General features: G+C 69.4%; 15 protein-coding genes. 6 read left to right on the plus strand and 9 right to left on the minus strand.

What is annotated here, in order from left to right; all coding sequences use genetic code 11:
- Positions 1-3: 3 nt before the first annotated feature.
- Positions 4-1,275: a tannase/feruloyl esterase family alpha/beta hydrolase gene (locus ACFWIW_RS28460; protein WP_378371304.1), complete on the minus strand. Its 1,272-nt coding sequence runs from the start codon at positions 1,273-1,275 to the stop codon at positions 4-6.
- A gap of 118 nt (positions 1,276-1,393) precedes the next feature.
- On the opposite strand from ACFWIW_RS28460, the gene ACFWIW_RS28465 reads away from it, so the two are divergent.
- On the plus strand, positions 1,394-2,248 hold the full coding sequence (locus ACFWIW_RS28465) for an alpha/beta hydrolase family esterase (protein ID WP_378371305.1): 855 nt from the start codon (positions 1,394-1,396) through the stop codon (positions 2,246-2,248).
- On the opposite strand, the gene ACFWIW_RS28470 is transcribed toward ACFWIW_RS28465, so the two are convergent.
- Positions 2,225-2,530: an ArsR/SmtB family transcription factor gene (locus tag ACFWIW_RS28470; RefSeq protein ID WP_378371306.1), complete on the minus strand. Its 306-nt coding sequence runs from the start codon at positions 2,528-2,530 to the stop codon at positions 2,225-2,227. The two genes, ACFWIW_RS28465 and ACFWIW_RS28470, sit on opposite strands and share 24 nt — an antisense overlap.
- Before the next feature lie 52 nt (positions 2,531-2,582).
- On the opposite strand from ACFWIW_RS28470, the gene ACFWIW_RS28475 reads away from it, so the two are divergent.
- Complete coding sequence (locus ACFWIW_RS28475) at positions 2,583-3,746, plus strand: MFS transporter (protein ID WP_378371307.1); 1,164 nt, start codon at positions 2,583-2,585, stop codon at positions 3,744-3,746.
- A 268-nt stretch (positions 3,747-4,014) separates the two neighbouring features.
- Here the strand turns inward: ACFWIW_RS28475 and ACFWIW_RS28480 are convergent, their stop codons facing one another.
- From ACFWIW_RS28480 to ACFWIW_RS28510, 7 genes are all read right to left on the minus strand, one after another.
- The gene (locus tag ACFWIW_RS28480) at positions 4,015-5,046 is read right to left on the minus strand and encodes a HoxN/HupN/NixA family nickel/cobalt transporter (protein WP_378371308.1); all 1,032 of its coding nucleotides are present in this window, start codon (positions 5,044-5,046) and stop codon (positions 4,015-4,017) included.
- A gap of 56 nt (positions 5,047-5,102) precedes the next feature.
- A complete protein-coding gene (locus ACFWIW_RS28485) occupies positions 5,103-6,032 on the minus strand; it encodes an N-acetylmuramic acid 6-phosphate etherase (protein ID WP_378371309.1) in 930 nt (309 codons plus the stop codon).
- A 17-nt stretch (positions 6,033-6,049) separates the two neighbouring features.
- The gene (locus ACFWIW_RS28490; protein ID WP_225949385.1) at positions 6,050-7,048 is read right to left on the minus strand and encodes a MurR/RpiR family transcriptional regulator; all 999 of its coding nucleotides are present in this window, start codon (positions 7,046-7,048) and stop codon (positions 6,050-6,052) included.
- 210 nt (positions 7,049-7,258) lie between these two features.
- Positions 7,259-9,034 (minus strand): serine hydrolase, encoded by a 1,776-nt coding sequence (locus tag ACFWIW_RS28495; RefSeq protein WP_378371310.1) that lies wholly within the window; start codon positions 9,032-9,034, stop codon positions 7,259-7,261.
- Between the two features lie 11 nt (positions 9,035-9,045).
- Positions 9,046-10,314: an exo-beta-N-acetylmuramidase NamZ domain-containing protein gene (locus ACFWIW_RS28500; RefSeq protein ID WP_378371311.1), complete on the minus strand. Its 1,269-nt coding sequence runs from the start codon at positions 10,312-10,314 to the stop codon at positions 9,046-9,048.
- Positions 10,311-12,116 carry a glycoside hydrolase family 3 protein gene (locus tag ACFWIW_RS28505; protein WP_378371312.1) on the minus strand — a complete coding sequence of 602 codons (1,806 nt, stop codon included), beginning with the start codon at positions 12,114-12,116 and terminating at the stop codon, positions 10,311-10,313. The genes ACFWIW_RS28500 and ACFWIW_RS28505 overlap by 4 nt, the downstream gene beginning before the upstream one ends.
- A gap of 576 nt (positions 12,117-12,692) precedes the next feature.
- The gene (locus ACFWIW_RS28510) at positions 12,693-13,490 is read right to left on the minus strand and encodes an HAD family hydrolase (RefSeq protein ID WP_378371313.1); all 798 of its coding nucleotides are present in this window, start codon (positions 13,488-13,490) and stop codon (positions 12,693-12,695) included.
- 564 nt (positions 13,491-14,054) lie between these two features.
- Between ACFWIW_RS28510 and ssd the strand changes: the two genes are divergently transcribed.
- The 4 genes from ssd to ACFWIW_RS28530 are packed head-to-tail and all read left to right on the plus strand — an operon-like array spanning position 14,055 to position 17,567.
- Positions 14,055-15,128: a septum site-determining protein Ssd gene (ssd, locus tag ACFWIW_RS28515; protein ID WP_378371314.1), complete on the plus strand. Its 1,074-nt coding sequence runs from the start codon at positions 14,055-14,057 to the stop codon at positions 15,126-15,128.
- Positions 15,125-16,267, plus strand: coding sequence for a TadA family conjugal transfer-associated ATPase (locus ACFWIW_RS28520; protein ID WP_378371315.1), 1,143 nt, complete (start codon positions 15,125-15,127; stop codon positions 16,265-16,267). The genes ssd and ACFWIW_RS28520 overlap by 4 nt, the downstream gene beginning before the upstream one ends.
- A complete protein-coding gene (locus ACFWIW_RS28525; protein WP_378371316.1) occupies positions 16,264-17,007 on the plus strand; it encodes a type II secretion system F family protein in 744 nt (247 codons plus the stop codon). The genes ACFWIW_RS28520 and ACFWIW_RS28525 overlap by 4 nt, the downstream gene beginning before the upstream one ends.
- Complete coding sequence (locus ACFWIW_RS28530) at positions 17,001-17,567, plus strand: type II secretion system F family protein (RefSeq protein ID WP_378371317.1); 567 nt, start codon at positions 17,001-17,003, stop codon at positions 17,565-17,567. Before ACFWIW_RS28525 ends, ACFWIW_RS28530 begins: the two co-directional genes overlap by 7 nt.
- Positions 17,568-17,580 lie beyond the last annotated feature (13 nt).

The raw sequence follows: 17,580 nt of genomic DNA on the forward strand, positions 1-17,580 counted from the left end.
CGATCAGCTTAGTGCGCAGGTCGTCGCCAGGTCACCGCCCGCACGCGGGATCGTCGCCGAAGCGGGCGGGCGGGCGCCGTCGAGCCAGCCTTCGAGAGCGCTGAAAGCAGTGCGGAAACACGGGCCGATCGGGCGCAGCCTGTCCGGATACGCGTCGTACAGGCCGTCGACGTGGTTGCCGTCGACGATCCGGTAATAGCGCTGCAGGCCGGCGCGGCCCTGGTCGGCGATCATCCACTGGTAGACGTCGGAATCGCGGGTGATCGGCAGGAGCGTGTCGAGGGTTCCGTGCAGGGTGATCAGCGGTTTGCCGATCCGGCCGGTCAGCGAGATCCGTTCGACCGCGCGGTGCACCGACGGCGGGCGAGCGGCGTAGTCGTAATCGGTCCCGGCGAACGACGGGTCGAATTCGGCCTGATAGATCCGCTGGGTCAAGCCCCAGTAGACGTCGTTGTGGTACTTCCAAAGGAATTTCGAGCCAGGTGCGAAACCGGCGTCGAGAATTTCCTGGTGGGCTTGCGCGGAACCGGCGGCGTACGCGGGATAGGCCTTGATCGCGGGCGGCAGGAAGGTGAACAGGTTCGGGCCGTCTTCGTGCCAAAGCGTGCCCTCCCAGTCGATTCCGCCGTCGTAGAGCCACGGCCGGTTCTCGAGCTGCCAGCGGACGAGGTAGCCGCCGTTCGACATCCCGGCCGCGAGGGTGCGGCCCGGCAGGCGCCCGTAGCGGTGCGCGACGGCCGCCTTCGCCGCGATGGTCAGCTGCGTGACCCGCGAGTTCCACTCGGCGAGCGTGTCACCCGGACGACGTCCGTCGGTGTGGAAGTCAGCACCGGTGTTGCCCTTGTCGGTGGCGGCGAACGCGTAGCCGGCGGCGAGGACCTGGTCGCCGATCGCGCGATCGTTCGCGTACTGCCGCCGGACTCCCGGTGACCCCGAGACCACGAGGCCGCCGTTCCAGCGATCGGGCAGCCGCAGCACGAACTGCGCGTCGTGGTTCCAGCCGTGTGTGGTGTTGGACGTCGACGAGTCCGGGAAGTAGCCGTCGATCTGGATGCCGGGAACGCCCTTGGGGGCTGGGAAACCGGCGGAGGTGAGCCCGGCCCAGTCGGACTGGACCGTATGCCCGGTGGCCAGGGTGCCGGTGGTGGTCAGATCGTCCAAACAGGACAGTCGTTGGGCCGCGGCGCCGGGAACGCGCACGTTCCCGCAACCGCTCGCCGCCTGGGCAGGGGTGGCCAGGACCAGCATCATCGCGAGGACCAGAAAGAGCCGCATCGGCCGACGATAAGCGGGGTTCTCGGGTGAGGGTACCCGGCGCGACCACACAAAACGGGCCGTCGCTGTGGTGTTCTTCCACGTGGGAAGTGCGCATCGGCGGTTTTAGCCTGAAGTGATGCGAAAACTCCTCATCGGCGCGGTGGTTTCGACATTGGTCCTTCTTTCTTCGGCTCCGGCGCAGGCGGCGACGATCCGTCCGGTGACCGGGTTCGGGAGCAATCCCGGTGCTCTGCAGATGTTCGAATACGTTCCTGACGCGCTGCCGTCCGGACGGCCGGCGGTGGTCGTGCTGCACGGCTGCACGCAGGACGCCGCCGGATACGCGCGTGGCTCCGGCTGGGTCGGGCTGGCGGACAAGCTGCGGTTCAAACTCGTTCTGCCGCAACAAGTCTCGGCGAACAACTTCAGTAAATGCTTCAACTGGTTCCAGGCCGCCGACATCAAGCGCGGGTCCGGAGAAGCCGAATCCATCGCGCAGATGGCGCGGTATTCGGCCGGGAGCCGGACGTACGTGACCGGCTTGTCGGCCGGTGGTGCGATGACTTCCGTGATGCTGGCGGCGTATCCGGAACTCTTCGCGGGCGGAGGTGTCGTCGCGGGGCTGCCCTATGGTTGCGCGACTTCGATGATCGACGCGTACTCCTGCATGAACCCCGGCAAGGATCTGACCCCGAAGCAATGGGGCGACAAGGTGCGGGCCGCGGGCACCGGGCCGCGTTCGCCGGTCAGCGTCTGGCACGGGACGGCGGACTACACCGTCGCCCCGATGAACATGCGTGAGCTCTCCGAGCAGTGGACCGACGTCGGCGCGGCCGTCGACACGCACGCCGTCACCGGGATGGGGCACGGTCAGCCGATCGCGCCCGGATCCGGCTGCGGGCAGGCGGGGCCGTATCTGCTCGACGTCGGCGTCTGCGCCGCGGCGGAACTCGCGGCGAAGTGGCGGCTAGGCGAGGACGGCGTCCAGTAGCCCGGGGAAGCGGGCGTGGACGTCCTCGGTGCGTAGCTCGACCCAGCGGGTCCGGCCCTCGACGAACGTCGTCGTGAGGCCGGCCTCGCGCAACACCTTCCAGTGGTGGGAGAGCGTCGGCGCGCTGATCTCGACGTCGTACTCGGTGATGGCGCAGCTTCGCGGCGAAGGGTTGCTTCGCAGGGCGCGGATCAGCTCCAGTCGCACGGGATCCGCGAGCGCCTGGAGCACCGGCACGATCTCGATCTCGTCGATCGACGGCTGCGGCAGCGTGCTGCTCACTTCACTCCAAACTATTTGACAGTCATCGAATAGTCCCTTCACTATACCTCCCATGACGATTCGACGATCATCAAATGATCGGCTCGCTCTGGGGGCTCTGCTGGTACTCGCCGTCGGGACGTTCACCGTCGGCACCGACGGATTCGTCCTGAACGGGCTGCTGCCCACCATCGCCGCCGACCTGCGCGTTTCCGAAGCGGTCGCGGGCCAGCTGACCACTGTCTTCGCGGTGACCTACGCGGTTTCCTCGCCGCTCATCGCGGCTTTCACCGGACGGCTCGACCGGCGTTGGGTGCTCGGCGCGGGGATGGTGCTGTTCACGATCGGCATGGCCGGTCAGGCGCTCGGCGAATCCTTCGCCGTGGTCGCCGTCGCACGCGTGCTGGCCGCCCTCGGTGCCGCCGCCTTCCAGTCCAACGCCTATGTCCTCGCCGGTGCCCTGGCGTCGGACGAGCGCCGCGGCCGCGCGCTGGCCACGGTCTCCAACGGGATGAGCGTGTCGATGGTGCTCGGCGTGCCGATCGGGGTGCTGGCCGGGAACTGGTTCGGCTGGCGCGCGGTGATGTGGGGGATCGGCGCGGTGGCGCTGGTCGTGATGCTGCTCGTGCCGCTGCTGCCCGGGGTCCGGATGCCGACGGTGTCTTTGCGCGACCGGCTCGCCGTCGTCGCGCGGCCGCCGATCGCGCGCGTGCTCGGCGTGAGCGTCCTCGGCACCGCCGCGGGCTTCGCGGCCTTCGTGTACCTGCCGGTGCTGGTGGCTCCAGTGGCGGCGGGCGCGACGATCTCGTGGCTGCTCGTCGGTTTCGGGATCGGGCAGATCGTGGGCAATGCCTTCGCGGGCCGGGCGACGGATTCGCTGGGGCCTTCGCGCGTCCGGTCGATCTCGCTGATCGGCACGGTCGCGACGTTCGCGCTGCTGGACGTCGCCGTGCTGAGCTTGCCCAGCTCGCTCGTACTCGCGCTGGCTTCGGGCGTCTTCGGCGGCATGCTGATGGTGCCGCAGCAGCACCGGCTGTTCTCGCTGGCGCCTGACGCGCCGACGGTCGCCATGGGGCTCAACGGTTCCGCGATCTACGGCGGCGGGGCCCTCGGTGCCGCGCTGGGTGGGGTCGTGCTGTCGTCGGCGGGTGTTTGGTGGGTCGGTCCCGTTGCCGCCTTCGTCGCTCTGCTGGGCTTCGCGCTTTCGGTCCCTTCGCGGGCGAAGGTGCCCGCTTGACCGAACGGGGGAGCAAGGGACCTTTGCTACCACTCCGCTGAGGCCAACTGTCCACACGGGACACTAAGCGACGTACGCATGTCGCTTTGGGCGCTTTGCGCGGGCGTCGTGAGTGGCAATGGTCGTTCTAACCCTCTTTGCCACTCACGACCCCCGACTGGAACTGCGCATACTGGCACTAATCGGGCATTTCTCTGGGACTCGGCCGGCCCTGGTCGCAGCAGAGTGGTAGCAAAGGTCCCTTGCTCCCTTTTCGCAGGTCAGAGGCCTACTCGACCGACCAGCGCTCCTCGATACGCGCAAAGCGCCACACCAGAAGCGCGAAGAGCCACGTAAGCACGAAGAGCGCGACGACCGCGTAGCCCACGTAGTCGAGGCTCAGCGACCCGATCGCCGCCAGGGGGCCAGAAGTGATGCCGAACCGTTCGGTGATGATCGAGACGACCTCGATCGTCCCGATGAGCAAGGCGACCGCGACGGAAAGCGCCGTCACGATGAGGTTGTAGTAGATCTTCCGCACCGGCTTCGCGAGCGCCCAGCCGTACGCGTAGTTCATGAAGCAGCCGTCGGCGGTGTCGAACAGCGTCATCCCGGCGGCGAACAGGATCGGCAGCACCAGGATCGCGTACCAAGGCAGCGAGAACGCCGCCGCGCCGCCGGCGAGCACCAGCAGGCTGATCTCGGTCGCGGTGTCGAAGCCGAGACCGAACAGCACGCCGATCGGGTAGATGTGCCAAGGCTTGCGCACCGCTTTGGTGGCGCCGCGGAGCAGGCGGTTCATGAAGCCGCGGTTGTCGAGTTGCCGCTCCAGCGCCGCTTCGTCGAACTCGCCCCGCCGCATCCGCCGGAACACCTTCACGATGCCGACCAGCACCACCAGGTTCATGATCCCGATGAGGTACAGGAACACCGCCGAAACCGACGTCCCGATCAGCCCGGTCGCCTGGTGCAGCGCCGACGAGTCGTCCTCGACGGCCCCGGCGAGCGCGCGGACGCCGAGCGACAACAGCAGGCACAGGACGAAGACGATCGTCGAGTGCCCGAGGGAGAACCAGAAACCGACCGAAAGCGGCCGTTGCCCGTCGGCCATCAGCTTGCGGGTGGTGTTGTCGATCGCGGCGATGTGGTCCGCGTCGAAAGCGTGCCGCATGCCGAGCACGAACGCCGTGACACCGAGGCCGGCCCCGAACACGCCCGTGGCGCCGAGCTCGTATTGGCGCGGCGCCACGAAAAGCGTCAGGACCCCCCAGCCGATGACGTTGAGCAGCAGGATGAATCCGGCCATCCCGGCGACGGACACCCGTTCGCGTCGCGTGAGCGCGAAGCGTCGGGATGAACGGGTCTGTCCGCCGGTGTTCAGCTCGCGCGCACCCTCAGGGAGTCGAGAGCCTTTCGTACGTGGCCATCGCTGGCCGCCAGCGCCTTCGCCGCACTCGCGACGTCTTCGCCGGACAGCAGATGGACCAGCGCGACCTTGAGGTCGCCGTCGGCCTCGGTGAGCGCGTCGGAACAGTCCGCCATGCTCATCCCGGTGGCCTCGCGCAGGATCCGGATGGTCCGCCCGCGCAGCTTCGCGTTGGTCGCCCGCATGCTCACCATCAGGTTCGAATACGTGCGGCCGAGCTTGATCATCGTCGCGGTGGAGAACGCCGTGAGGATGATCTTCTGCGCCGTGCCCGCCTTCATCCGCGTCGATCCGGCGATCGCCTCGGGGCCGGTGTCCACCGCGATGAGGACGTCGACCCCCGGCGGCGTCACCGCTGCCGGATTGCCCGAAACCAGCGCGGTACGGGCACCGAGACGGCTGGCCGCGGCCAGTGCGCCGAGGACGTAGGGCGTCCGGCCGGAAGCCGTCAGCCCGAGCACGAAGTCGCCGGGTGCGACGGACTCGGCCACCTCGGCGGCTCCGGCCTTCGCGTCGTCCTCGGCGTCTTCGACGGCTTGGCGCAGAGCGCGCGCGCCGCCCGCGTGATGCGCGATGAACCAATCGGCGGGCACGTTGAACGTCGGCACGAGCTCCGCCGCGTCCAACGTCGCCAGCCTGCCGGAAGTACCGGCCCCGAAGTAGTGCACGCGGTGTCCCGACCGCAGCGCTTCCACGGCGAAGTCGACCGCCCGCGCCACCTGCGGCAGCACCGCGGCGACGGCTTCGGGGACCCGGCGGTCCTCGGCGTTGATCGCGCCGAGGATGCCCATGGTCGACATCAGGTCGATGTCGGTCGTCCGTGGATTGCGCTGTTCGGTTGGCGAGTCGACGTGCACCACCTGGCGTGGGACGGTCATCATGCGCCTCACTTTTTCGCTCATTTGCCGGTTTCCCGCGGCCGCCGCCTGCCGTCGGGCCGGACGCCCAGACGGTGCGAGCCGACCGCGTCCCTGGTCGCGTCGAGCGCGTTGACCGACGCGTCCATGTGCCGCTGCGCGACACCGATGAACAGGCAGTCGATGACGGTCAGCTGCGCGATGCGACTGGCGGTCGCACCCGAGCGGAACGTCGTCTCCCGCGCGGCCGTGGTCAGTACGTGGTCGGCGACCTCGGTGATCGGTGAACGCGGGAAGTTCGTCACGGCGACGGTGATCGCGCCGTGCTCACGGGCCACCCGCAGCGCCTCGACGGTGTCCGTGGTCGCGCCCGTGTGGGAGATGCCGATCGCGACGTCGCCGGGGCTCAGCACGGCGGCCGAGGTGAGCATGATGTGCGTGTCCGACCAGGCGAAGCTGACCCGTCCGATGCGGTGCAGCTTCTGCTGCAGATCCGCGGCGACGAACGCGCTCGCACCCACGCCGTAGACGTCGACACGGCCCGCGCCGGCCACGATGTCGATCACGCGCTGTAGCGACGGGACGTCCAGCTGGTCGGCCGTCTCCTCCACGGCGCGTGCGTCCGCGAAGCTGACCTTGCCGATCACGGCGGCCAGGTCGTCCTCCGGCCCGATCTCGCCGCCGAGGTTGCGGGTCGACCGCGCCTCGGACCGGGCGGTGTCGGCCGCCAGGGCGATCCTGAGCTGCGGGTATCCGCCCACGCCGACCGCCTTGCAGAACCGCGTGACGGTGGTTTCGCTGGTGTTCGCCGCGAGCGCGACCTCGGTGATGCTGCGCCGCGCGACCTGCGCGGGGTCGTCGAGGACGACCTTCGCGACGCGCTGCTCGGCCCGGGCGAGCCCGGGCAGGAGCGAGCGAATCCGGACGAGCGGGCTCGCGTCAGCGTCCCGTGTCGGCTGCGCCGGCACGGCCTCGGACGGTGCGGCCGCGATTACGGAATCGGTATCGCCCACCGTGGGAAAGTTACTAACCGTTGGCATCTGCGACAAGGCTACCCACACCCTTCGGGAAGATCGCAACCTATCCGTGTCTGCGGATTCGATTTGCGATTAATCGTTGACCAGAAAGTCGCTAACCAGGTCGAGGCCGTTAACGAGGTCGAGCTAACGACTTGGCAACTTAGTGTCGCGACGCAAGGGGCTGTGTCCCGGTCAACGGGGCGGTCCGGTCAGCACATCGGAGCCGATTGGCTACCTAGTGCTCAACTTCCAGCCGGTAGCGACGAAAGTAGGGGGATTATGCTCACTGTCCAGCAGTATGCGGCCGCGTTCAGTGACTTTCACACCGTCCAAGGAAATTCCCCGTCCGGTGTAACGGGCATCGGTCGTGTAACGCCAGCGGAGGGTGATTTGTGAGCTTTGCGACACCTCGGCGGCGGCCCGCCACCAAGCACGATGCCCGTGCCCGCCGAGCCCGGTCTGGTCACCCGCGGGGGCGCCGGGTCCGCTCGCACGCAGGGTAATCGATTTCCATGTTGCTCCGCCGTCGGTACTTGTTTCCAAGAACAGCGAATCCGAGGGCCCTTCGGTGTCCACGAAGGTGTCGAACGAGACCTTCAGCGGCCCTCCGCGCGTCTGTAACGGGGGAGTCGTGAGCGTGGCCGTGGAGACGTCGCCGGCGCCGCTGAACCACGCGTCGCGGCCGCGCGCCGGGCGGACGGCCATCGCCTTCGCGAGCGAGCTCGCCCACGTCTCCCTGGCGAGGTTGATCGAGCCCCAGCTCCGCGTCGGGTGCACGCGGTTGGTGAGCAGGATGGCGAAGGACCGCGAGAGCGGATCGATCACCAGCGAGGTCCCGGTGAACCCGGTGTGCCCGGCCGTCGACGGGGCCGACAGCGCGCCCATGTACCAAGGCTGGTCGAGTTCGAAGCCGAGTCCGTGCGCGTTGTCCGGGAACTTGTGGTTGTAGTTCGTCAGCATCGCCCGCACGGTCTCCTCGCGCAGGATCCGGTGCCCGCGGTACGCGCCGCCGTTGAGGATCGTCTGCGCCAGCACCGCCATGTCGGCGGCCGTGGAGAACACGCCCGCGTGCCCTGCGACGCCGCCCAGGGACCAGGCGTTCTCGTCGTGCACTTCGCCGCGTACGAGCCCCCGAGGCGGCTTCGTGGCGTACTCGGTCGCCGCGACCCTGGCGAGTTTCGACGCGGGCGGGTTGTACCCGGTGTCGGCCAGCCCCAGCGGCGCGGCGATGCGGTCCTGGACCACCTTGTCCAGCGGCGCCCCGGCCACCTCCTCGACCAGGAAACCGAGCGTCAGCAGATTGATGTCGGAGTAGAGGTACGTGCTGCCCGGCGCGTTCTTCAACGGGCTGTCGAGGACGGCCTTCCGGCGGGACGGGATGTCCGGATAGCCCTCCCACAGCGACGGGAGCGGTGTCGCGGCGAAGCCCGAGACGTGGGTGAGCAGCTGCTGGACGGTGACGGCTTCCTTGCCGTTCACCCCGAACTCCGGCAGGTATCGCACCACCGGCGCCGAGATGTCCAGCTTGCCCGTCTCGGCCAGCTGCATCACCGCGATGGAGGTGAACAGCTTCGAGATCGAGGCCATGTCGAAGATGGTGTCCGCGCGCATCGGCACCTGCTGCTCTGGCGGCAGTTCCGTGCCCTTGGCGTCGGCGTAGCGGACAGCGCCGCCGACGGCCTGGCGCTCGACGATCACGCCGTCGTGCGCGAGCAGGCCGACCGCTCCGGAGAAATGCGGATGCCCGGTGACGTCCGGTTTCGTCCAGCTTTCGATGAACCGCTCGGCCGCCTTGATCGGCTCCGGGTCGAGGCCGACGTCGGAGGGCGCGCCGTCGCGCAGCACGGTGGACGCGGGCGCGAATCCGCCGCGCGGCTTGTCGAACCGGCCGGCCGCGCCGTCTCCCTGTTGTCCGGTACCCGGAATCGCCTGTGCTCCCGCCGTCGACAGAGTGGTCGCCGCGACCAGTACGGAGACGGCCGCGATCAGGATCTTCCTAACACGCAAGGTCGTTCCTCTCAGCGGTAGATGAGATGGCGGCGGCGTTTCCGGTCGAACTCGGCCAGTTCGGCCTGCCAGGACCCGACGATCTCGTCCACTCCCGCGCCCCTGTCGATCATCGTGCGCAGCCTGTCGGAGCCGGAGAGCTTGTCGAGGAAATTGTCGGGACGCCACTTGAACTTGTCCGGATGCACCTGTTTCGCGGTGACGAACATGGTGACCGCGGTGCGGATGGCGTCGAACGACCGCGGATCGGTGATCGTCACCTGCACGCCACCGCACGGCTCGTTCACGAACTTGCCGAACGTCGGCACGAAGTAGGCCTCACGGAACTTCACCCCGGGAAGCCGCTGCTCGCCGAGCTTCTCCCGCCAGCGCCAGTCGAGGCCCGGCGCGCCGATGATCTCGAACGGCCTGGTGGTGCCCCGGCCTTCGGAGAAGACGGTGCCCTCGAACATCCCGGTGCCGGGATAGACGAGCGCGGTGTCCGGCGTCGGCATATTCGGGCTCGGCGGGACCCAGGTCAGCCCGGTGCGGGCGAAGAGCTGATCGCGCCGCCAGTCCCGCACTTCGACGATTTCGAGCTTGCCCGGCGTGACGCCCTCGGCGGGCAGGAACTCGGCCGCGAAGAACCGCGCGAGCTCGCCGACGGTCATACCGTGCTGCTGCACGATCGGCTTCCGGCCGACCCCCGAGGCGAACGCCGGGTTCAGCATCGGCCCGGCGGCCTTGCCGCCCAACGGATTCGGCCGGTCCAGCACGACGACCGCCGCGCCGACCTTCGCCGCCGCGACCATCGCCGTGTACAGCGACCAGATGTAGGTGTAGAACCGGGCGCCGACGTCGGCGATGTCGAAGACGACGGTGTCGACGCCGGCCTTCGTGAACATCCCGGCGAGCTTCGTCGCGTCGGCGCCGTACGCGTCGTACACCGGCACGCCGGTGCGCGGATCGGTGTAATCGCCCTCGGAGCCGCCTGCCTGCGCGCTGCCGCGGAACCCGTGCTCCGGCCCGAACGCGGCGAGCGGCCGGACCCCGGCGGCGACCATCGAGTCGACGATGTGGTCGCCGCTCGCCAGGACACCCGTCGGATTCGACAGCACGCCGAGCTTGCGGCCGGACAGCGGCGCCCAGCCCCTGGCGGCGAGCACGTCCGCTCCGGTGCGGGTGAGCGGGGGACCTTTGCTACCACTTTCCGGCTGGGCCCCCGCGACCGAGGACCCGGCCGTCAGCGCGGGGACCGCGAGCGCGCCGGTGGCGAGGAAGTGGCGGCGGTTGAGGTTCACCAGGTCAGCCCGTGGCCGAAGGGGTACTTCACCGTGCCCACGTCCTTGCCCGCGGGGACGTCCACCGGCAGCTTGCCCTGCGGCGTCACCTTCCCGAGGATCACCTTCGCCAGCGCTTCGAGCGAAGGCGTGATGTAGCCGTACGTGGCGAGCCACGTCTTGATCGGGTTCTCGTAGCCGGCGTCGTAGGGAATCTGGGCGGCGACCGCGACGACAGGCTTTCCGGTGTCGGCCAGCGCCTGCAACAGCTTGCCCTGCAACGGATACGTGCCCACGTTGTTGGTCAGCACGACGACGAGGTCGACGTTCTTCGCCGCCGCGACGGCCTGCGAGATCTGCGCGTCTGTCGGCGTCTGCCCGGTCTGGAGCGCGGTCGCCTGCGTGCCGTGCGCGGTGAGCTTCGCGGCCAGCGACGCCGTCGTGCTCACGCCCCAGCCGGTCACGAGCGTCTTCGCGGGCTGCTGTTTGAGCGGCAGGACCCCGCCGTCGTTGCGGATCGCGGTGACCGACCGGTCGGCGATGCCCTGCGCGGTCGCGAGGTTGGCCGGGATGCCGACCTTCGACATCACCTTCGCCGGGTCGACGAACGGCGAGGTCAGGATGCCCCGGTTCAGCTTGAGCTTCAGCACCCGCAGGACGCTCTCGTCGATGCGCCGCTCGGTCAGCTCGCCCTTGCGGACGGCGTCGAGCACGGAGTTGATCGCGAGTTCGAGGTTCACCGGCATGAGCAGCTGGTCGATGCCCGCCTTGAGGGCCAGCACCGGGATCTCCGCGTCGGTGTGCATCTCGCGCACCGCGTCCATCGAGAGGGAGTCGGTGACGACGACTCCGCGGTAACCGAGCTCCTCGCGCAGCTTGCCGGTGAGGATCGGCTTCGACAGCGTGGCCGGCTCGCCCGACGGGTCGAGGCTGGGGAACTGGATGTGCGCGCTCATGATCGAGTCGATGCCCGCCTTGATGGCGGCCTTGAACGGCGGTACGTCGGTCTCGCGCCAGCTGGCCTCGCTCCGGTCGATCCGGGGCAGCTCGTGGTGACTGTCGGTGGCCGCGTCGCCGTGGCCGGGGAAGTGCTTCGCGGCGGCGGACACCGTCTCGGAGCGCCGTCCGGAGTTCTGGAAGCCCCTGACCTGGGCTTCGACGAACTGGCTCGCCAGTTCCGGGCGGCCGGAGAAGGAACGGACGCCGATCACCGGGTTCGCCGGGTTCGAGTTCACGTCGGCGTCGGGGGCGAAGTCCTGGTTGATGCCGACGGCCCGCAGCTCGTGCCCGAGGATCCGGGCGGCCTCCTGCGCGGCCTTGGTGTCACGACCGGCCGAGATCGCCATCGCGTTCGGCAGCTCCGTGGCGGGGGCACCCATCCGGGTGACCGTGCCGCCTTCCTGGTCGGTCGCGATCTGCAACGGGATGCGGGCGCCGCTGCGGAGGGCGGCCCGCTGGAGGCCGTTCGACAGCTTGGCGACCTGCACCGGGTCGTCGAAGTTGTCGCGGCTGTCGTTGTTGAAGTAGATGACGCCGCCCAGGTGGTACTTCTCGATCACCTGCGCGGGGGTGTCCACGCCGAAGTCGGCCTTGTTCTTGGCGTTGACCTCGTCGGCGGACTTCCCGTTCACCCAGGTGACGAAGAGCTGCCCGACCTTCTGCTCCAGGGTCAACCCGCGCAGCGTCCGCTGCGCCTCCGCGTCGGCCGTCACCGACTGCGCGGTCGCCGGAACACCTGCGACACCCAGGGCGAGCAGGCCCGCGAGGGGCAGGGCGAACGCATGGATCCTCCGATGACGGGCGTGCGCGATTCGGGTCGTCACCTCAAGCCTCCCAGATTCGTGCCTGACTCTCAGATGGAAAGAAGTCCACCTGGAAGCACTGATATCCGGAAGCTACCCACGAGCACTTTGCTTGTCCATCGGCCACCCGCACGAACGGTCCGTTCATACACAAAGGGACGCGAAGGGGCCTGTCACGCTTGAAAACGTGGGCAAAACACTGGCGGCGCCCGTCGGCAAGAAGCCGGCGGGCGCCGCCAGTCAGTGCGGACCACTCGGGCGACCAAGCGTGCAACTCTGGTCGTACCTTCATGGACTCGGCGTCCGGCGTCCCGGTACGCAGTCCCTAGACGACGAGCCTCCCGCGGCGCGCTGCGCGTGGGTACCCGGTGTCCGCACACGGAGATTCGCCGGGGTGGAACAGGCTTCTCTTCTACCTGTTCCCTGGCCGACCGAACGTCCGCACCTACTTTCTACGCCGTGAGCCGGGTCACTTCAAGTGCGCAGACGGGTGCACCGGTACAGAGGCTCGATCTAGTGACACGGGCACCCTCCGCGACGGACAATTCGCGGCCCTGACTGCGAAAACCGGCTGGGTACCGCCGTGTGGGTGTGCGCTCAGCGAGTGCGTTTGCGGCGGTTGTAGCCGTACCATGTCGCCCCCGCCGCGAAGGCGCCGAGCGCCACCAGGCCGGCGGACCGCGCCGGGATCCGGGTCCGAAGCGACATCGGGTGCTCGAAGGCGAGGATCTCCCAACCCTGTTCCATCGCGTGCTTGCGCAGGACGCGGTCGGGGTTGACCGCGTGCGGCCGTCCGACGACCTCGAGGAGCGGGATGTCGGTGCTCGAGTCGGTGTACGCGTGGCACTGGGTGAGGTCGTAGCCGTACGTCGCCGCGAGCTGTTTCGCGGCGACGGCCTTGTTCTCGCCGTAGCAGTAGAAATCGACTTCGCCCGAGTAACGGCCGTCCACGATCTGCATCCGCGTGGCCACGCTCCGCGTCGCGCCGAGCATTTCGGCGACCGGCGCGACGACCTCCTCGCCGGTCGCCGACAGGACCACGACGTCGTGCCCGTCGGCGCGATGGGACGAGATCAGTTCCGCCGCCTCCGCGTACACGAGCGGGTCGACGACGTCGTGCAGTGTTTCGCGGACGATCGCGGACACCTGCGCGACATCCCATCCGGTGCACAGCGCGGAAACCTCGGCTCGCATCCGCTCGGTCTTCGCCGCGTCCGCGCCCGCGAGGGAGAAGACGAGCTGGGCGTACGCACTGCGAAGGGCGGCTCGGCGGTTGATCAGGCCTTCGCGCAAAAGCGGCTTGCTGAAGGCCAACGCGCTCGATGACGCGATGATCGTCTTGTCGAGATCGAAGAACGCCGCGACCTGGCTCGGCGTCGTGCTGGGTCGGTCCACTCGCCAAGGATAGGAGAGCCGGACGGCGTGGCGCCCGTTGGTCGACCACGATCGGGATACGGCGGTGGAAAATTCACGACCGCGTACCTGTTCCGGCGCGTCGTGCCGTTATCGAATTGTGGGTACCGGCGCCGCCCGCAACGGGCCGGTATCGGAGTTACAGTGAGATTGTCCGGTGTCGCACCGGGCCCAGGTTCAGTCCGACCCCCCGGGGCTGAACCCCAGGCGGCCCTCGTCCCTCCCCCCTGGCGAGGGCCGCCTCCTATTTCCCATTCGTGCCAATGGTTCAGACCTTGCCGGGCGCGAAAACCTCGCCGGGCGCAAGGGTTAACCGGCCGTAGTTCGTTAACTTTCCTTTCTTTCAAGGGTTTCTTATGGCCATTGGGGCTCCGCGTGCCATACCGGAAGGGACCGACGGAAAACTCGGGAAACCGGTTTCCCGAGGCGGAGTTGTCCACAACACCCCGGTTGTCCACAGGCGGGACGGAATGGCGTTGTGCGCGGTGGGGAAGCGGGGCGACGGTGGAGTCGTCACCCGAGTCCGACCGAATCACTGGGGGAATCATGACCGCGGAACATCCGCTCGTCGTCGCCGGAGACGACGTCCTGCTCGACGAGATCCTGCGCGTGGCGGCGGCCGCGGGGTGCGAGGTCGAACGAGCACCCGATCTCGACGCCGCCCGCGGGCGATGGGCCCGCGCGCCGCTCGTGGTGCTCGACGAGGAGGCCGCGAGCGCGCCGAACCGGCTGCTGCGGCGGAACAAGGTCCTGCTCGTCTGCAAGGGCGCGCCGACGCCGGTGACGTGGGAACGGGCCGTCAACACCGGTTCGGAGAAGGTCCTTTCGCTGCCGGACGAGGAAAGCGACCTCATCGGCGAGTTCGCCGACGTCGTCGACGGGCCGCCACGGGACGACGGAGTCGTCATCGGGATCATCGGCGGGCGAGGCGGGGCCGGGGCTTCCGTGCTTTCGGCCGCCGTCGCGTACCGGGCGGAGAAGTCCGGCACCGGCGGGCTGCTCGTCGATTGCGATCCGCTCGGCGGCGGGGTCGACGTCCTCCTCGCCGCCGAACGCGATCGCGGGCCGCGCTGGCCGGAGCTCGAACTCGGCGGCAGGGTGTCCATGGCCGCGTTGAGCGAAGCCCTGCCGCGCAAGAAGTACGGGACCGGCTCATTGTCCTTTGTGTCCTATGGCAGGGAAGGACGCGGGCCCGGGCCCGATGCGATCGAGGGCGTGCTGTGCGCCGGTCGCCGCGCCGGGCGGACGGTCGTCTGCGATCTGCCGAGGTATTTCGGCGCCGAGACGTCCACCGTGATCGGGCTGGCCGATCTGGTCGTGGTCGTCGTCCCCGCCGAACTCCGCGCCTGCGCGGCGGCGAAACAGGTCCTCGCGAGGATCGAGCCCCACGCGAACCGGATCGGTGTCGCGGTACGCGGGCCGTCGCCCGCCGGGCTGATCCCGCAGGAGATCGCCGATGCCGTTGGCGTTCCGCTCATCACCTCGATGGGCCGCGAGCGCTCCCTCGCGGCGGCGCTCGACCGCGGCGAGTTCGTCCTGAGGCATCGAGGGCATCTGGCCACCGCCGCCGCCGAAGTCCTCGCCGCCGCGCGCGGGCAGCTGACCGGTGCCTCGCGATGACCGACGATCTGGTCGAGCGGGTACGGAGGCGGCTGGCCGGATCGGCCGCCCCGGCGGATCCGGTGAGCGTCGCGCGGGCGGTCCGCGCCGAAGCCGGTGGCGCGCTCGGTCAGGAGGCCGTCCTCGGCGCGGTCCGGCTGGCCCGTGACGAGTTCGTCGGAGCGGGCCCGCTGGCGCCGCTGCTCGAAAAGCCCGGTGTGACGGACGTTCTCGTCACGGCACCCGACGAGGTCTGGACCGATACCGGTGACGGCATCCGCCTGACGGACATTCGTTTCGCCGACGAGGAAGCCGTCCGCAGGCTGGCTCAGCGGCTCGCTCTCGCGGGCGGCCGGCGCCTGGACGACGCTCAACCGTTCGCCGACTGCTGGCTGCCTGGGGTGGGTCCGCAAGGCCGGGTCCGGATGCACGCCGTCCTCCCGCCGATCGCGCCGGCAGGCACCGCCCTCTCGCTCCGCGTGCTCCGGCCCGCCACCCATGATCTGGCCGAACTCCGGCTGCGCGGGGTATTCGGCACCAGCGGGGCGGAGCTGCTCGGCTCGATCATCCGGCGTCGGCTCGCGTTCCTGGTCTCCGGCGGGACAGGGGCGGGCAAGACGACCCTGCTCTCCGCGTTGCTCGGCGCGGTGCCCCCGGCCGAACGCATCGTCTGCGTCGAGGACGCCGGAGAACTGCAACCGGATCATCCGCAGTTCGTCAGCCTGCTCACCCGCCCGGCCAACGTCGAGGGCGCGGGCGAGGTCGGGCTGAGCGAGCTGGTGCGGCAGGCGTTGCGCATGCGCCCGGACCGGCTGGTGGTCGGCGAGGTGCGCGGTGGCGAGGTCATCGCGTTGCTCAACGCCATGAACACCGGGCACGAGGGCGGGGGCTGCACCGTGCACGCCAATTCACCGGAGGACGTCCCCGCGCGGCTGGAGGCGCTCGCTGCGCTCGGCGGGTTGAAACGGGACGCGCTGCACAGCCAGCTGACGTCGGCGATACGGGTGGTCCTGCACATGCGCCGCCTGCCGAGCGGGATCCGGCGGCTGGACGAGGTCGGTGTCCTCCGGTCCTTTCGAGGCGAGGCCAAGGTCGTCCCGGTCTGGAGCAAGGGCTCCTGGATCGGCGACGAGACGCCGTTCGAGGAGATGGCGGCATGAACCCCTGGTTCCTTCTCTCCTGGGGCGCGGGTCTCGCCTGCTGGCCGAAGCCGATGGCGCGTACTCCGATCGCTTGGCGGCTGCCTCGCGCGGTCCGGGCGGGCTGGTGGCCGCTTCCCGCGTTGCTCGCTTTGTCCTTCCTCGGAATCGGCTGGGCGGTGGCGACGCTGGTGCTCACCTTGACCGTCCGCCAGGAGTACCGGTGGCGGGCACGGGAGAAAACGGCGCTGGCCGAAGCGGAACTCACCGGCTCCGTCTTGCGGACGATGATCGGCGAACTCCGGGCGGGTGCCCATCCGGTCGCCGCGGCCGACGCCACCGCGGAGGCGGTGCCCGCGGCGTCGGATCGATTGCGCGGACTCGTCGCGGCCGCCCGATTCGGTGGCGACACCGCGGTCGATCCGGACGCGCCACCGGCGCTGGCGAACGCGTGGGCACTCGCGAACCGGTTCGGGCTTCCGATGGCCGAGGTACTCGATGCCGCGCGACGGGACGCCGAGGCGGAGGTCGGCTTCCGTCGTCGTCTCAAGGCGAAGATGGCGGGCCCCAGGGCGAGCGCCGCCGTGCTCGCGGTCCTCCCGCTGTTCTGCCTGGCTCTCGGCGAGGCGATGGGGGCCGGGCCGGTCCACGTCCTCACCGGAACGGGCACGGGTCAACTGGCGCTCGTCATGGGCAGCGGGCTGATCTGGGCGGGCACGGCCTGGTGCCGGGCACTCACCGGGCGGGTGGCGCCATGCTGACCGGAGCGGCGCTGATCCTGCTGGGCGGTGCGGTCTTCAGTTGGCCGCGCGTCCCTCTGGCCACGGAACGGCCGGGGTGGCTCCGGTCGCGGAGGAGAACGTCCCGCGACAAAGGCGTCTCCGAACTCCTCCGGTCCGCGGCCACCCTCGATCTGCTAGCCGCCTGCCTGGACGGCGGGCTGCCGGTCCCCGTCGCGCTCGAAGCCGTCGTACCGACCGCGTCACCGAAGACCGCGGCGGCGCTGCGCTCGGTGGCGTCACACCTCGCCGTGGGCATCGGACCGGCGGAAGCCTGGGCCCCGGTCCGCGACCGGCCCGGCCTGACCGAGCTGTCCGTCGCCGCCGTCCGCACGGCGAGGGCGGGCACCGCGCTCGCCACCCACGCGAAAGACCTCGCGCGAAGACTGCGCGAGTCGCTCTCCGCCGAAGCCGAGGAACGAGCCGAACGGGCCGGCGTACTGCTGGCGGCACCGATCGGCCTGTGCTTTCTCCCCGCGTTCCTCTGCCTCGGCGTCCTGCCCGTCGTGCTCGGCCTCGCCGGTCGTCTCGACTTCCTCTAACTGAAAGGCGCTC

It is taken from the genome of Amycolatopsis sp. NPDC058340 (assembly GCF_042723975.1).
In the GTDB taxonomy this organism is placed as follows: Bacteria; Actinomycetota; Actinomycetes; order Mycobacteriales; family Pseudonocardiaceae; genus Amycolatopsis.

Excerpts from the sequence above, each read along its gene's own strand:
- ACFWIW_RS28460 (WP_378371304.1), bottom strand. The coding sequence starts at position 1,275 with ATGCGGCTCTTTCTGGTCCTCGCGATGATGCTGGTCCTGGCCACCCCT.
- ACFWIW_RS28530 (WP_378371317.1), top strand. The coding sequence starts at position 17,001 with ATGCTGACCGGAGCGGCGCTGATCCTGCTGGGCGGTGCGGTCTTCAGT.
- ACFWIW_RS28525 (WP_378371316.1), top strand. The coding sequence starts at position 16,264 with ATGAACCCCTGGTTCCTTCTCTCCTGGGGCGCGGGTCTCGCCTGCTGG.
- ACFWIW_RS28490 (WP_225949385.1), bottom strand. The coding sequence starts at position 7,048 with ATGCCAACGGTTAGTAACTTTCCCACGGTGGGCGATACCGATTCCGTA.
- ACFWIW_RS28475 (WP_378371307.1), top strand. The coding sequence starts at position 2,583 with ATGACGATTCGACGATCATCAAATGATCGGCTCGCTCTGGGGGCTCTG.
- ssd (WP_378371314.1), top strand. The coding sequence starts at position 14,055 with ATGACCGCGGAACATCCGCTCGTCGTCGCCGGAGACGACGTCCTGCTC.
- ACFWIW_RS28520 (WP_378371315.1), top strand. The coding sequence starts at position 15,125 with ATGACCGACGATCTGGTCGAGCGGGTACGGAGGCGGCTGGCCGGATCG.
- ACFWIW_RS28485 (WP_378371309.1), bottom strand. The coding sequence starts at position 6,032 with ATGATGACCGTCCCACGCCAGGTGGTGCACGTCGACTCGCCAACCGAA.
- ACFWIW_RS28465 (WP_378371305.1), top strand. The coding sequence starts at position 1,394 with ATGCGAAAACTCCTCATCGGCGCGGTGGTTTCGACATTGGTCCTTCTT.